Origin of the sequence: Pseudomonas sp. TH10 (genome assembly GCF_016651255.1) — a bacterium.
In the GTDB taxonomy this organism is placed as follows: Bacteria; Pseudomonadota; Gammaproteobacteria; order Pseudomonadales; family Pseudomonadaceae; genus Aquipseudomonas.
Window position 1 is genome coordinate 1 of sequence record NZ_JAEKEG010000123.1, and the last position, 13,972, is coordinate 13,972.

The 13,972-nt window shown below is 59.0% G+C and carries 11 protein-coding genes and 1 pseudogene; 4 read left to right on the forward strand and 8 right to left on the reverse strand.

Annotated features, from left to right (window positions below):
• Positions 1-223: 223 nt before the first annotated feature.
• Positions 224-1,225 (forward strand): glutathione S-transferase family protein, encoded by a 1,002-nt coding sequence (locus tag JFT80_RS18460; protein WP_201148839.1) that lies wholly within the window; start codon positions 224-226, stop codon positions 1,223-1,225.
• A gap of 102 nt (positions 1,226-1,327) precedes the next feature.
• On the opposite strand, the gene cysG is transcribed toward JFT80_RS18460, so the two are convergent.
• The 6 genes and pseudogenes from cysG to JFT80_RS18490 all read right to left on the reverse strand — a co-directional run bounded on the left by cysG (position 1,328) and on the right by JFT80_RS18490 (position 8,979).
• Positions 1,328-2,722, reverse strand: coding sequence for a siroheme synthase CysG (gene cysG, locus JFT80_RS18465; protein ID WP_201148840.1), 1,395 nt, complete (start codon positions 2,720-2,722; stop codon positions 1,328-1,330).
• Positions 2,723-4,003, reverse strand: coding sequence for a serine--tRNA ligase (gene serS, locus JFT80_RS18470; protein ID WP_201148841.1), 1,281 nt, complete (start codon positions 4,001-4,003; stop codon positions 2,723-2,725).
• 15 nt (positions 4,004-4,018) lie between these two features.
• Positions 4,019-4,393, reverse strand: a complete 375-nt coding sequence (gene crcB, locus JFT80_RS18475; protein WP_201148842.1) for a fluoride efflux transporter CrcB — start codon at positions 4,391-4,393, stop codon at positions 4,019-4,021.
• Positions 4,393-5,715, reverse strand: a complete 1,323-nt coding sequence (locus tag JFT80_RS18480; protein WP_201148843.1) for a replication-associated recombination protein A — start codon at positions 5,713-5,715, stop codon at positions 4,393-4,395. The genes crcB and JFT80_RS18480 overlap by 1 nt, the downstream gene beginning before the upstream one ends.
• A gap of 166 nt (positions 5,716-5,881) precedes the next feature.
• Positions 5,882-6,502, reverse strand: coding sequence for an outer membrane lipoprotein chaperone LolA (gene lolA, locus JFT80_RS18485; protein WP_201148844.1), 621 nt, complete (start codon positions 6,500-6,502; stop codon positions 5,882-5,884).
• Positions 6,503-6,569: 67 nt separating this feature from the next.
• Positions 6,570-8,979 (reverse strand): annotated as a pseudogene (locus JFT80_RS18490) (DNA translocase FtsK).
• Between the two features lie 468 nt (positions 8,980-9,447).
• Between JFT80_RS18490 and aat the strand changes: the two are divergent.
• The 3 genes from aat (at position 9,448) to infA (ending at position 11,224) form a co-directional block, all read left to right on the forward strand.
• Positions 9,448-10,128 (forward strand): leucyl/phenylalanyl-tRNA--protein transferase, encoded by a 681-nt coding sequence (gene aat / locus JFT80_RS18495; RefSeq protein WP_201148845.1) that lies wholly within the window; start codon positions 9,448-9,450, stop codon positions 10,126-10,128.
• A gap of 57 nt (positions 10,129-10,185) precedes the next feature.
• Positions 10,186-10,893: an arginyltransferase gene (locus tag JFT80_RS18500; RefSeq protein WP_201148846.1), complete on the forward strand. Its 708-nt coding sequence runs from the start codon at positions 10,186-10,188 to the stop codon at positions 10,891-10,893.
• A 112-nt stretch (positions 10,894-11,005) separates the two neighbouring features.
• Entirely contained in the window at positions 11,006-11,224 is a 219-nt protein-coding gene (gene infA / locus JFT80_RS18505; RefSeq protein WP_002553999.1) for a translation initiation factor IF-1, read from the forward strand.
• A gap of 252 nt (positions 11,225-11,476) precedes the next feature.
• Here infA and clpA read toward each other — a convergent pair whose 3' ends face one another.
• Positions 11,477-13,747 (reverse strand): ATP-dependent Clp protease ATP-binding subunit ClpA, encoded by a 2,271-nt coding sequence (clpA, locus tag JFT80_RS18510; RefSeq protein ID WP_201148847.1) that lies wholly within the window; start codon positions 13,745-13,747, stop codon positions 11,477-11,479.
• A 30-nt stretch (positions 13,748-13,777) separates the two neighbouring features.
• The coding region (locus tag JFT80_RS18515; RefSeq protein WP_201148848.1) for an ATP-dependent Clp protease adaptor ClpS at positions 13,778-13,972 on the reverse strand (195 nt) is incomplete at its 5' end.

Below are 13,972 nucleotides of genomic sequence, written 5' to 3' on the forward strand. Positions count from 1 at the left end.
GTGATCGACAGTTATCCGCAAATGGCCCTGATTTCGACCATGGCCCTGGCCTTGCGCGGCCTCGGTCAATCCCGTGAACAGGCTTTCGAAACCGCCGAACAATACTGGGCCGCACGGGATAAATCGATTTAATCGATCATAGGCGCCCGATCTTTGCGCTTTTCGTTCGAACTCATGGGCATAGACTCGGCTCCAACGTTTATTGGATTGTGGAGTCTTGATCATGGGTTTACTCGTTGATGGCCACTGGCAGGACAAGTGGTACGAAAGCAGCAAGGACGGCGCGTTTCAGCGCGAACAGGCAAAACGGCGCAACTGGGTTACCGCTGACGGCCAACCAGGCCCAAGTGGCGAAGGCGGTTTTGCCGCCGAAGCCGGGCGCTATCATCTGTACGTTTCGCTTGCCTGTCCCTGGGCCCATCGCACGTTGATCCTACGCAAGCTCAAAGAGCTGGAAAGCCTGATCGACGTTTCGGTGGTCAGCTGGCTGATGCTGGAAAACGGCTGGACCTTCGACAAGGCTCACGGCTCGACCGGCGACAAGCTCGATGGCTTTGACTTCATGCACCAGCGTTACACCGCCGACACTGCCGATTACACCGGTCGCGTGACGGTGCCAGTGTTGTGGGACAAGAAGCTCAAACGCATTGTCAGCAACGAATCAGCGGAAATCATCCGCATGTTCAACAGCGCGTTTGATGGTTTGACTGGCAACGAGCTGGACTTCTACCCGGCGCCGTTGCGCGGGGAAATCGATGCGCTGAATGAGCGGATTTATCCGGCGGTGAACAACGGCGTGTATCGCGCCGGGTTTGCCACGTCGCAACAGGCTTATGAAGAAGCGTTTGATGAGGTGTTTGCCGAACTCGATCATCTTGAGCGCGTATTAGGCGCCAACCGCTATCTGACCGGGGAATACCTGACTGAAGCGGACATTCGCCTCTTCACCACGATCATCCGTTTTGATGCGGTGTATCACGGGCACTTCAAGTGCAACCTGCGGCGGATTGCCGATTACCCGAATCTGTCGAACTGGTTGCGTGAGTTGTATCAGTGGCCGGGGATTGGCGAGACGGTGGATTTCCAGCACATCAAAAATCATTACTACGGCAGTCACAAGACCATCAACCCGACGGGGATCGTGCCGAAGGGGCCCGAGCAGGATTTTACTGGCGGGCATGATCGAGCGCGGTTGAGTGGGAAAGGGGTCTGGCAGCAGCATTAAGATCAAAGATCGCAGCCTTCGGCAGCGCCTACAGGGGATCGCATAATCCTGTAGGCGCTGCCGAAGACTGCGATCTTTCACCCAGACTGCGCAATTGCAGATTCAGACCTGCGCCTGAGCGCCTTCGAACCAAGCCAGCTTTTCGCGCAGTTGCACCACTTCACCGACGATCACCAGCGTTGGCGCATGCACTTCATGCTCCGCCACCAGTCGCGGCAAATCGGCCAGCGTGCCGGTGAAGACCCGCTGATTGACCGTGGTGCCCTGCTGAATCAGCGCTGCCGGGGTATCTGCCGAGCGCCCGTGCTTGATCAACTCCTCACAAATCACCGGCAACCCGACCAGGCCCATATAGAACACCAGCGTCTGCGCCGGCGCGACAAGGTCGGCCCACGGCAGGTCGGTGGAGCCATCCTTGAGGTGCCCGGTAACGAAGCGAACTGACTGCGCGTAATCACGATGGGTCAGCGGAATCCCGGCATACGCCGCGCAACCACTGGCCGCTGTAATGCCCGGTACCACCTGGAAGGGAATGCCGTGAGCTGCCAATTCCTCGATCTCTTCGCCGCCGCGGCCGAAGATGAACGGATCACCGCCCTTCAAGCGCACCACGCGCTTGCCGGCCTTGGCCAGATCTACCAACTGCTGGTTGATCTGATCCTGAGGCACCGCATGATCGGCCCGACGCTTGCCAACATAGATCCGCTCGGCATCGCGACGGCACAAGTCGAGAATCGCCGGCGCCACCAGGCGGTCATACAGCACCACGTCGGCTTGCTGCATCAGGCGCAGTGCACGAAACGTCAGCAGGTCCGGATCACCCGGGCCTGCGCCCACCAGATACACCTCGCCGGTCGCCACCGTGGCTTCACCGTCGATTTTAGCCTGCAGCAGACGTTCGGCTTCGGCGCCCTGCCCGGCCAGTTGCCGATCGGCAATCGGGCCTTGAAACACGTCTTCCCAGAACCCACGACGTTGCTGCACATCCGGAAACAGGCTTTTCACCTGGTTACGAAAACGTGCGGCGAGTCCGGCCAATTGGCCGTAAGTTGACGGAATCCAGGTTTCAATCTTGGCGCGAATCAACCGCGCCAGCACTGGGGCATCGCCGCCGCTGGAGACCGCGATGATCAACGGCGAACGGTCGACGATCGCCGGGAAGATCACGCTGCACAGCGCCGGTGCATCCACCACGTTGACCGGCACACAGCGCCGATGGGCATCGGCGGAGACTTGTGCGTTCAACGGTTCGTCGTCGGTGGCGGCAATGATCAGCCCGCAACCGTGCAAATCCGACTCGACGTAACCGCGCAACAGGCATTCGCCGCCAGAGGCGACGACCAGTTCACGCAGTTGCGCTTCGATTTCAGGTGCGACCACCCGCAGCAGCGCACCGGCATCGGCCAGCAGGCGGGATTTGCGCAAGGCAATTTCCCCTCCACCGACGACCAACACACGACTGCCGCGCAGGTTGTGAAACAGCGGCAGATATTTCATTTAGCCGATGACCTCAAGGCCACACATGTACGGCTTCAGTACGTCCGGCACACGGATCGAGCCGTCAGCCTGCTGGTAGTTTTCCAGCACCGCAACGAGGGTACGACCCACCGCCAGACCGGAACCGTTGAGGGTGTGTACCAGTTCAGGCTTGCCGGTTTCCGGGTTACGGAAACGTGCTTGCATACGACGGGCCTGGAAGTCACCGCAGTTGGAGCACGAGGAGATTTCGCGGTACTTGTCCTGGCTCGGGATCCACACTTCGAGGTCGTACGTCTTGACCGCGCTGAAGCCCATGTCGCCGGTGCACAGCGCCAGGGTGCGATAAGGCAGACCCAGCAGTTGCAGGACTTTTTCGGCGTTGGCGGTCAGGCCTTCCAGCGCTTCCATCGAGGTCGATGGCTCTACGATCTGGACCATTTCAACCTTGTCGAACTGGTGCTGACGAATCATGCCGCGAGTGTCGCGGCCCGACGCGCCGGCTTCGCTGCGGAAGCACGGGGTATGGGCGACGAACTTGATCGGCAACAGTTTCGAGTCAACGATTTCGCCAGCAACGATGTTGGTCAGCGACACTTCGGCGGTCGGGATCAGGTACAGATCGGCTTCGCCTTCGCGGGCGATCTTGAACAGGTCTTCTTCGAACTTCGGCAGTTGACCGGTGCCTTGCAGGGCTGGAGCCTGAACCAGATAAGGCGTGTAAGCCTCTTCGTAGCCGTGCTCGTTGACGTGCAGGTTGATCATGAACTGCGCCAGTGCGCGGTGCAGACGCGCGATCGGGCCACGCAACAGCGCGAAACGTGCGCCGGACAGCTTGGCGGCGGTTTCAAAGTCCAGCCAGCCGAACTTCTCGCCCAGGGCAACGTGGTCTTTCACTTCGAAATCGAACGCCGTCGGGGTGCCCCAGCGGCGCACCTCGACGTTGTCGTCTTCGTCTTTGCCGACCGGAACGGATTCATGCGGCAGGTTGGGGATGCCCAGCAGGATCGAGTCCAGTTCGGTCTGGATCGCGTCCAGCTCGACTTTACCGGCACTCAATTCGCCCGCCATACGCTCGACGTCCGCCATCAACGGCGCGATGTCTTCGCCGCGCTGCTTGGCCTGACCGATGGATTTGGAACGCGCGTTACGCTCAGCCTGCAGTGCTTCGGTGCGGGTCTGGACGGTCTTGCGCTGTTCTTCCAGCGCTTCGATGCGCGCGGTATCCAGGGCAAAGCCACGGGAAGCCAGGCGGTCCGCTACGTCCTGGAGGTTGCTACGTAACAGTTTGGAATCGAGCATGTCGGTTTCTCGTTATCAAAGTTTGGTCAAAGACAGGCCAGCCCACGTCGCGAGCAGCCCGCCGAATACGCTGAGTGCCGCATAGCCCAGGGCTAGCGGCACCTGCCCGCTTTCCAGCAGGCGCACCGTATCCAGTGAAAAGGATGAAAAAGTCGTCAGCCCCCCGAGGAAGCCGACCATCAACCCGGCGCGCACCTCGATCGGCACTTCCGGGCGTATCAAAAACAGGCCGTACAACACGCCAATCAGCAGACAGCCCACGATATTAACGGCCAGCGTCGCGGTATAGAAGTGCCGCGGCCAATTTGCGTTGACCCAATTGCCGGTGGCGAAGCGTAACAGCGTGCCGGCGACGCCGCCGATCGAAACGGCGATAACCAGTGGAATCACTATTTTCTCCGCTGCCTGGGGCTCAGACGGTCAAGTTGCGCGAGGTGGTTGAGCTTCTCGCCGATCTTCAATTCGAGGCCGCGCGGCACTGGTTGGTAGAACGGGATCGGCTCGAGTTCTTCCGGAAAATAGTCTTCACCAGCGGCGTAAGCGTCCGGTTCATCATGGGCGTAGCGGTATTCGTCGCCGTAGCCCAATTGCTTCATCAGTTTGGTAGGCGCATTGCGCAAGTGCAGCGGCACTTCCAGCGAACCGTGTTCGGCGGCAGCGCGCAGGGCGGTTTTGAACCCCATGTACACCGCGTTGCTTTTTGGCGCGCAGGCCAGATAGGTGATGGCTTGAGCTACGGCCAACTCGCCTTCCGGGCTGCCGAGACGCTCTTGCACTTCCCATGCGGCGAGGCAAAGGTTCAGCGCGCGGGGATCGGCGTTGCCGATGTCTTCGCTGGCCATGCGCACCACGCGCCGCGCCAGGTACAGCGGATCGCAACCGCCGTCGATCATCCGCGCAAACCAGTACAAAGCGCCGTCGGGGTTGGAGCCGCGCACCGACTTGTGCAGCGCCGAGATCTGGTCGTAGAACGCTTCGCCGCCCTTGTCGAAACGCCGACGCGTATCGCCGAGCAGACTTTGCAGGAGCTCGGTACCGATCTCGCTGTTGTCTTCGGCCAGATCAGAGGCGTTTTCCAGCAGATTGAGCAGACGGCGGCCATCGCCATCGGCGGCCGACAGCAGCATCTGGAAACCTTCGTCGTTGAGCGTCAGGTTACGCTTGCCCAGGCCGCGCTCTTCGGTAAGGGCGCGGTGCACCAGTTTGCGCAGCGCCGCCTCGTCGAGGCTTTTCAGCACGTAGACGCGGGCACGCGACAACAAGGCGTTGTTGAGTTCAAACGAAGGGTTTTCGGTGGTAGCGCCGATGAAGATCAGCGTGCCGTCTTCAACGTACGGCAGGAACGCGTCCTGCTGGGATTTGTTGAAACGGTGTACTTCATCGACGAACAGAATCGTGCGCTTGCCGTACTGGCCGGCCTGCTGCTTGGCGATTTCAACGGCCTGACGGATCTCCTTGACCCCGGCGAGCACTGCCGAGACTGTTTCGAAGTGCGCGTCCGAGACTTCCGCGAGCAACCGTGCCAACGTGGTTTTACCCACGCCCGGCGGGCCCCAGAAGATCATCGAATGCAGGGCACCCTGCTCCAGCGCCTCACGCAGAGGCTTGCCGCGAGCGAGTAAGTGCTCCTGACCGACGTACTCATCCAGATTGGTCGCGCGCAAACGCGCGGCCAGTGGCTGGGCAATCGGTGCACTGCGAAACAGGTCCATCACTGCTTATGAAACCTCACTGGGTCCTGATGCCGATCACTCAATTATTTGAACGCTGCGGTCCCTGTGGGAGCGGGCTTGCCCGCGATGACGACATTACATTCAAGATCATGGTTTTCTGACCCGACGCCATCGCGGGCAAGCCCGCTCCCACAGGTACTGCGTCTTACTCTTGGATGACGTCCGCGCCCTTGGGGATGTCGAACTTGAACCTGGACGCCGGGATCGGCTCGTTGGCTTTCACCCCGGTGAACAGGATATTGGTGCGCTGGCCGACGCTGTCGATCAGTTGCATGTCATTGAGCAAACCGTTGCGGAACGACAGGCGCAGGTTGTCGAACAGGGTGTCCTTGGTCTTCGGCTTGAGGGTGAAGTCGATCACGCCGCCCGCCTCTTTCGCGCTGATGTCGAAGCTCTGGCTGATCTTCGACACGTCACCGGACAGCAGCAGCGCCGGGGTCTGGGTCAGACGCTCGTCGAGCTTCTTGATGGTCGCCTGTTCCAGATCCGGATCCCACAGGGTGACCTTCTTGCCGTCGGAAACCATGGTCTGCTCGGCCGGCGCATTGGTGTGCCAGTAGAACAGGCCCGGACGCTGCAGGGTCATGTCGCCGGTAGTTTCCTGCAACTGAGTGCCGCTGCCATCGAGGGTCAGCTGCGAAAAGTTCGCGCTCAGGGTCTTGGATGTTTCCAGCAGTTGGGTCAGACGAGCCACGTCCTTGTCATCGGCGTGGGCCGTGAGTGTGGTCAAAGCCAATACTGGCAGCAGCATGCGGATAAGACGCATGGGAGTCCTCTTGAATACTCGTTGGGAGAGCGGCGGCACATCATTGTCCCGCCTCTTGCTTTTGCAATCAGTCGCGTACCGGGCCCGGAGCCAGGACTTCACGCGAACCGTTGGTGTTCATTGATGTGACGACCCCAGCCATTTCCATGGCTTCGATCATCCGTGCCGCGCGGTTGTAACCGATCTTCAGCTTGCGCTGCACAGCGGAAATCGAGGCTCGACGGCTTTCCAGCACGAACTGCACGGCTTCGTCGTACAGCGCGTCGGTTTCAGGATCATCGCCATCGCCGCCACCGCTGCTGCCTTCAAAACCGCTGCCCGCCTCTTCGACACCGTTGAGGATGTCGTCGTTGTATTCCGGTGCGCCGCGCAGTTTCCACGCCTCGACCACACGGTGAACTTCTTCATCGGACACGAACGCACCGTGAACGCGGATCGGCAGGCTGGTGCCTGGCGGCATGTAGAGCATGTCACCGTGGCCGAGCAGTTGTTCGGCACCGCCCTGATCGATGATCGTACGGGAGTCGATCTTGCTCGACACCTGGAACGCCATGCGCGTCGGAATGTTGGCCTTGATCAGACCGGTGATCACGTCAACCGACGGCCGCTGGGTCGCAAGGATCAAGTGAATACCGGCGGCACGCGCCTTCTGAGCGATACGGGCGATCAGTTCTTCGACCTTCTTGCCGACGATCATCATCATGTCGGCGAATTCGTCGACGACCACGACAATGGTCGGCAGCTTGGTCAGCAGCGGCGCTTCGTCGTGGATGCTTTCGCGCTTGTACAACGGATCAGTCAACGGTTCGCCGGCGTCCTGGGCTTCCTTGACCTTGGCGTTGAAGCCGGACAGGTTACGCACGCCCATTTTCGCCATCAGCTTATAGCGGCGTTCCATCTCGGCAACGCTCCAGCGCAGGGCATTGGCGGCGTCCTTCATGTCGGTCACGACCGGGCAGAGCAAGTGCGGAATGCCTTCGTAGATCGACAATTCCAACATTTTCGGGTCGATCATGATCAGCTTGGCGTCTTCCGGCCCAGACTTGAACAGGATCGACAGGATCATCGCGTTCACGCCCACCGATTTACCGGAACCGGTGGTACCGGCCACCAGCAAGTGCGGCATCTTCGCCAGGTCGGTGATGACCGGCTTGCCACCGATATCGTGCCCCAAGGCCAAGGTAACCGGCGATTTGAAGTTGTCGTATTCCGGGGTCGAGAGCACTTCGGAGAAGCGCACGATCTGGCGGTCCTCGTTCGGAATCTCGATACCGACCGTGGTCTTGCCCGGAATCACTTCAACCACCCGCACGCTGGTCACCGCCAGGGAACGAGCAAGGTCTTTCGCCAGGTTAGCGATACGGCTGACTTTGACGCCGGCCGCCGGCTGGATTTCGTAACGGGTAATCACCGGGCCCGGATGGATCGAATCCACCGACACTTCAACGCCGAATTCCTTGAGCTTGATTTCCAGCAGGTGGCCAACCGCAGCCAGGGACTCGGGCGAATAATTGAGCTGTTTCTTTTCCGCCGGGTCGAGGATCGAGATGGGCGGCAAAGTACCTTCCACCGCGCTGTCGACGAACAACGGCGCCTGCTTTTCTTTTTCCACTCGCTTGCTGGGTGCAGCCGGCTTCGGTGGCGCAGGGGCGATTACCGGCGGTACCTGCTTCTCGCGGTCCGACATGTGTTTGCTCAAGCGCCTGCTCGCGCTCGATCAGGCGTTCCTTGACCTTGGCCTGCTCGCGCTTGTCGGTAACGGTAGGCGCCACCACGTCGTGCACGCGGTCATCGACTTCACGCAATTGCGCGACCAGTTGCTTGCGCTCCACCCGAGCGGCCCACCAGCGATTGGCGGCGCCCTGGAACAGCTCGAACAGGTCGAGGGTGATCTTGCCCGTGACGTCCATCACCTTGAACCACGACAGGTCGGTGAACACGGTCAGGCCGAACAGAAACAGGGCAATGAACAGCAGCGTGCTGCCCTGAATGTTCAGCGCATTCTTCGCCAGGTCGCCAAGGCTTTCGCCCAGTGCGCCACCGGCACCGGCCGGCAAACCGGTCGCGGCATGAAAATGAATGTGCGCCAGCGCGGCACCGGACAGCACCAGAAACACCAGACCGATCAGACGCCAGGAGAACAGCCAGCCGCTCCACTGCCACGGCTCATGGCGCTGACGGAAGATCTGATAGGCCTTGATCGCCAGCAGCAACGGGAAGATGTAAGCGAAATAACCCAGCACCATGAACAGAATATCGGCGCTGTAGGAGCCCGCCGGGCCGCCGAAGTTCTGCACGTCGTCGATCTTGCTGTTGTGGCTCCAGCCCGGATCGTCCTTGCCATAGGTCAGCAAGGCCATCATCAGGAACAGGCACAAGGCGCCAATGGCGATCAATGCACCTTCCTTGAGCCGGTAGTGCAACTGTTGGCGCCAGAGCGGAACGACTGTTTTGGGTGCTGCGGTGGATTTCTTCAAAACGCTACTTTTCCTGCGCCCGAGGCGCGTCCATCTATTGAATGACGATAAAAAACTGCCCAATCCAGGCAGGTAAAAAGTTGACGGGCACAACTGAGACTACTTTTAACACTGCGCTGCAGCTTTTATAAACACGGCGCGCGGCGAATATTCTGTAACAGCCCGGCATTGTACGGGTTTGTGCGGCCGATGCCATGCTGGCAACTTCAGTTTCAAGCATAGCCAAGGGCGTGCGACCTGCGGTCCAATTTGAGCATGCATTGTCTTTCGTGACAAAGGCTTATGAGGGATTCATCTACGACCACATTCACAACGCCAAGTTGCAGCGCCGCGCCTCTGTTGCAGGAGCGGTTACACGACGGCACAACAGCAGAAAAATACATCGACGACATTTCCAGCGTTTAACGGCACACTTTAGCGCGGGCCAAACGGCCCGTACCGCCCTCCCCTTCTGCAAGCCTGGATGCCATGCTGACTTGGTTACAACGTAATTCCCTGACGTTTCCGCCACTGGAAAAGGCCATGCGCGAGCCCAACGGATTACTCGCTGCGGGTGGCGATCTGTCCGCCGATCGATTGATCCAGGCTTATCGCCATGGCTGTTTCCCATGGTTCTCTGAAGGCCAGCCAATTCTCTGGTGGTCGCCGGATCCGCGCACCGTGCTGTTTCCCGACGAACTGCATGTCTCGCGCAGCCTCGGCAAATTACTGCGCCAAGAACGTTACCAGGTCACCTTCGATCAGGACTTTGACGCGGTGATCCGCGCCTGCGCCGCACCACGGGACTACGCCGACGGCACCTGGATCACCGAAGCGATGCAGGACGCCTACCTTGAACTGCACAAGCGTGGCTTCGCCCACTCGGTGGAGGTGTGGGACCAGGGCGAGCTGGTGGGCGGCCTCTATGGACTGGCGATGGGCCAGCTGTTTTTTGGTGAATCCATGTTCAGTCGCGCCGATAATGCCTCCAAATTTGGCTTTGCCACACTGGTGCGCCACTTGAAAGACTCGGGCTTTGTGTTGATCGACTGCCAGATGCCGACCGATCATCTGCACAGTCTCGGTGCCCGGGCGATACCCCGCCACGCATTCGCGGACTATCTGGCCCGGCACCTCGATCAACCCAATCACGCCACTTGGGTTTGCTGAGCGACTTTTGCGCGCGTGGCTTACACTTAATTCACCAGCTTATCCCGAGGGTTGATCATGACCGAGTTGGCGCGTTTGAAGTTCTATGCCACTCAGCCTCACTCTTGCAGCTATCTGCCGGAGGAGCAGGCCACGACCCTGTTTCTCGATCCGAGTCAGCCCATGGATGTGCATGTCTACGCAGACCTGTCGGAAATGGGCTTTCGTCGCAGCGGCGATCATCTGTATCGACCTCATTGCCAGAACTGCAATGCGTGCGTGCCCGCGCGCATTCCGGTGGCGCAGTTCACCCCCAATCGTCAGCAGAAGCGTATTTTCAAGCGCAATGCCGATTTACAGGTGCGCCCGGCCAAACCCAAATTCAGCGAAGAATATTTCGATTTGTACCAGCGCTACATAGAACAGCGCCACGCTGATGGCGATATGTACCCGCCGAGCCGTGATCAATTCTCGACTTTTCTGGTGCGCGACCTGCCCTTCTCGCGGTTTTACGAGTTTCGACTCGACGGACGGTTGCTGGCGGTGGCGGTGACCGATTTGCTCCCTAACGGTTTGTCAGCGGTGTACACGTTCTACGAACCTGATGAAGAGCGCCGTAGCCTGGGGCGTTACGCGATCCTTTGGCAGATAGGCGAAAGCCAGCGCCTGGGGCTTGAGGCGGTTTACTTGGGGTACTGGATCAAGAACTGCAAAAAGATGAACTACAAAACCCAATATCGCCCTATCGAATTGCTGATTAATCAGCGCTGGGTCATCCTCAACTGAACACAAGCCGTAAACCCCTTGGCGTAAACCCCATTTTTCGGGCACAATGCACGCCGCTTTTGCCTGGCGCAGTTGCACCGGGCCATTCATTGGATACCGAGGGCTTTACTGCATGTCGAAAGAAGACAGCTTCGAAATGGAAGGCACTGTCGTCGACACCCTGCCCAACACCATGTTTCGTGTGGAGTTGGAAAATGGGCACGTCGTAACCGCGCATATTTCCGGCAAGATGCGCAAGAACTACATTCGTATTCTTACCGGTGACAAAGTGCGCGTCGAGCTGACGCCCTATGACTTGAGCAAAGGGCGCATTACTTACCGCGCTCGTTAATCAAGTCAATACAAGACGCCCGGTTTATGCCGGGCGTTTTTGTATGTCTGCAATTCGACGACCAAATTTTTTGGAGCCTGCACAGATCCCCTGTGGGAGCGAGCTTGCTCGCGATGGCGGTGGGTCAGCTTGCATCAATGTTGAATGTGCTGACGCCATCGCGAGCAAGCTCGCTCCCACAGGGGGACGGGGTACAAATGGCAGACAGCAAAAAGGCGCCTTTCGGCGCCTTTTGCTTTGTTGCGGTTAACGTCAGGCCATTTCAGCGGTAGTCTCGAAGTCGAAGGTCATCTCGCCATCCTTGATGTCGATGTGAACCACGCCGCCATGCTCGGCCAACTCGCCAAACAGAATCTCCTCCGCCAACGGACGCTTGATCTTGTCCTGAATCAGACGCGCCATCGGACGTGCGCCCATCGCCGAATCATAACCACCCGCCGCCAGCCAACTGCGCGCAGCATCGGTCACTTCCAGCAACACACGCTTGTCTTCCAATTGCGCCTGAAGCTCGGTAAGAAACTTGTCCACCACACTTTTGATGACCTCATGACTGAGGCGACCAAACTGGATAATGGTGTCCAGACGGTTACGGAATTCCGGCGTGAAGCTCTTCTTGATCACTTCCATCGCATCAGACGAGTGGTCCTGATGGGTGAAACCGATCGAAGCACGGGCGGCCGTTTCGGCACCGGCGTTGGTCGTCATGATCACGATCACATTGCGGAAGTCCGCCTTGCGCCCGTTGTTATCGGTCAGCGTACCGTGGTCCATCACCTGCAACAGCAGGTTGAAGACTTCCGGGTGCGCCTTCTCGATTTCATCGAGGAGCAGTACGCAGTGCGGCTGCTTGGTGATCGCTTCGGTCAACAAACCACCCTGATCGAAGCCGACATAGCCAGGAGGCGCACCGATCAGACGCGATACGGTGTGACGCTCCATGTACTCGGACATGTCGAAACGCACCAGTTCGATGCCCAACGCCTTGGCCAATTGCCGCGCCGCCTCGGTTTTACCCACACCGGTCGGCCCTGCGAACAGGAACGAACCCACAGGCTTGTCAGGCGACTTGAGGCCCGCACGGGACAGCTTGATCGCGGTCGACAGCGAATCGATCGCCGCGTCCTGACCAAACACCGTCAGCTTGAGGTCACGCTCAAGGTTACGCAGCAACTCCTTGTCGGAGCTGGTCACGTGCTTCGGAGGAATACGCGCAATCTTCGCCACGATGTCTTCGACGTGCGGCACTTCGATGCGTTTGGCACGCTTCTCGACCGGTTGCAGACGCTGGTAGGCACCCGCCTCGTCGATCACGTCGATGGCCTTGTCCGGCATATGCCGGTCATTGATGTAACGCGAGGCCAGTTCGGCAGCCGCACGCAGGGCCTCATCGCTGTACTCGATACTGTGGTGCGCTTCGAAACGCCCTTTCAGACCGCGCAGGATACCAATGGTGTCTTCCACCGACGGCTCGACGACATCGACCTTCTGGAAGCGCCGTGCGAGCGCACGATCCTTCTCGAAGATGCCGCGGAATTCCTGGAACGTGGTCGAGCCGATGCAGCGAATGTCGCCAGACGACAGCAGCGGCTTGAGCAGGTTCGAAGCATCCATGACACCACCGGACGCAGCACCCGCACCAATAATGGTGTGAATTTCGTCGATGAACAGGATCGCTTGCGGACGTTTTTTCAGTTCATTGAGCAGCGCCTTGAAGCGCTTCTCGAAATCACCGCGATACTTGGTGCCCGCGAGCAGAGCACCCAGATCAAGGGAATAAACAACGCTGCCGGCCAGCAGGTCAGGTACCTGGTTGTCGACAATGCGCTTGGCCAGACCTTCGGCAATCGCGGTTTTACCCACGCCAGCCTCGCCTACCAGCAGCGGATTGTTCTTGCGACGACGCGCCAGAATCTGCGCGACACGCTCGACTTCCATTTCGCGACCGACCAGCGGATCGATACGACCCTGGCGCGCGAGTTCGTTGAGGTTGCTGGCATAAGCATCCAGAGGATTGCCTGAAGAAGAAGACTCACCGCCCTCGTCGTCCTGCATATCTTGTTCACCTTCAGAGTGATCGCCATGCCCCGGCACTTTGGAAATGCCGTGGGCGATGTAATTGACGACATCGATGCGCGCGACGCTCTGCTGTTTCAGCAGAAACACCGCCTGACTCTCTTGCTCACTGAAGATTGCAACCAGCACGTTGGCGCCGGTTACTTCGCGTTTGCCCGAGCTCTGTACGTGGAACACAGCACGTTGCAGTACACGCTGGAAGCCCAGAGTTGGCTGGGTTTCGCGATCTTCGTCATGAACGGGGATCAATGGCGTGGTGGAGTCGATGAACTCCTGCAGGTCATGCTTGAGTTTGTCGAGGTTTGCGCCGCAGGCACGCAAAACGGTGGCGGCAGCCTCATTGTCCAATAGGGCCAGCAGAAGGTGTTCGACGGTCATGAATTCATGACGCTTCGAACGAGCCTCCTTGAAGGCAAGATTGAGGGTGACTTCGAGCTCGCGGTTTAACATAGCTTCACCTCATACCCAAGTGGTCGGCGATTAACCGTCCTTCTCGATTTCACAGAGTAGCGGATGCTGGCTTTCCCTGGCGTACTGGTTGACCTGCATTGCCTTTGTCTCGGCGATGTCGCGGGTAAACACTCCACATACTGCCCGTCCTTCTGTGTGGACGGCCAGCATGACCTTGGTCGCCAGCTCGCGATTCAGGTTAAAAAACACCTCGAGCACTTCGAC

Excerpts from the sequence above, each read along its gene's own strand:
- JFT80_RS18460 (WP_201148839.1), top strand. The coding sequence starts at position 224 with ATGGGTTTACTCGTTGATGGCCACTGGCAGGACAAGTGGTACGAAAGC.
- cysG (WP_201148840.1), bottom strand. The coding sequence starts at position 2,722 with ATGAAATATCTGCCGCTGTTTCACAACCTGCGCGGCAGTCGTGTGTTG.
- serS (WP_201148841.1), bottom strand. The coding sequence starts at position 4,003 with ATGCTCGATTCCAAACTGTTACGTAGCAACCTCCAGGACGTAGCGGAC.
- JFT80_RS18480 (WP_201148843.1), bottom strand. The coding sequence starts at position 5,715 with ATGGACCTGTTTCGCAGTGCACCGATTGCCCAGCCACTGGCCGCGCGT.
- lolA (WP_201148844.1), bottom strand. The coding sequence starts at position 6,502 with ATGCGTCTTATCCGCATGCTGCTGCCAGTATTGGCTTTGACCACACTC.
- aat (WP_201148845.1), top strand. The coding sequence starts at position 9,448 with ATGCTGACTTGGTTACAACGTAATTCCCTGACGTTTCCGCCACTGGAA.
- JFT80_RS18500 (WP_201148846.1), top strand. The coding sequence starts at position 10,186 with ATGACCGAGTTGGCGCGTTTGAAGTTCTATGCCACTCAGCCTCACTCT.
- infA (WP_002553999.1), top strand. The coding sequence starts at position 11,006 with ATGTCGAAAGAAGACAGCTTCGAAATGGAAGGCACTGTCGTCGACACC.
- clpA (WP_201148847.1), bottom strand. The coding sequence starts at position 13,747 with ATGTTAAACCGCGAGCTCGAAGTCACCCTCAATCTTGCCTTCAAGGAG.